Below are 688 nucleotides of genomic sequence, written 5' to 3' on the forward strand. Positions count from 1 at the left end.
ACAGTTAAGCACGGTATCAAATAATCCCCTTGCCTTTCGTATTTGCCGCCCAGTTCCTCAAATAATGATTTTGCCATTGTCTGTTACCTCCACATTCTTTTTTATTTTGAATGTCCGCAAAATCCGTCCTACATCGGCAGGACGCCATGGGACATCTAAATCATGAAGTGCAATCAGCTTGTTTTGCACATTCGTTCCAGCTCCCATTTTCTGTGTAGAACCCATTAAAATACGAATCTCACCTTTTCTTACCTTTGCAAAGAGTTCATCCTTTTGCTTATCAGAATTTGCTTCATGGATAAAGGCTATTTCTTCTTTCGGTATTCCCATTGCCACAAGTTTTTCTCTAATATCATCATAAATATTAAACTCTCCATTTCCTTTTGGAGTTGACATATCGGAGAAAAGAAGCTGTGTGGACTTATTTTCTCTTGTCTTATCCCAAATGGAAAATACATTTTTCACGCACACATTGACCTTGCTGTCAGGATTGTCAGGAAGTAAAGGATTGATTAAACGCTGATCTAAGGCGAGTTTCTTGCCGTCATTGGTAATTTTAAGCATATTATCTTCGTCAGGCTCTACTACCCTGTTTCTCACATCATCAGCTCTTTCCGATAAGCTCTTTAGGATTTCCTTTTGCTCCTCACTTGGCAAAGTTTTAATAACTTCATAGTGTGCTTCAGGT

The 688-nt window shown here is 38.8% G+C and carries 1 protein-coding gene and 1 pseudogene; both read right to left on the reverse strand.

Annotation, left to right across the window (positions count from 1 at the left end):
- Nucleotides 1-77 (reverse strand): annotated as a pseudogene (locus tag HMPREF2801_RS09110) (TnpV protein); the annotation flags it as partial.
- The coding region (locus HMPREF2801_RS07760) for a helicase C-terminal domain-containing protein (RefSeq protein ID WP_210394472.1) at nucleotides 58-688 on the reverse strand (631 nt) is incomplete at its 5' end. The pseudogene HMPREF2801_RS09110 and the gene HMPREF2801_RS07760, both read right to left, overlap by 20 nt.

The organism is Peptoniphilus sp. HMSC062D09, assembly GCF_001811425.1.
In the GTDB taxonomy this organism is placed as follows: Bacteria; Bacillota; Clostridia; order Tissierellales; family Peptoniphilaceae; genus Peptoniphilus_A.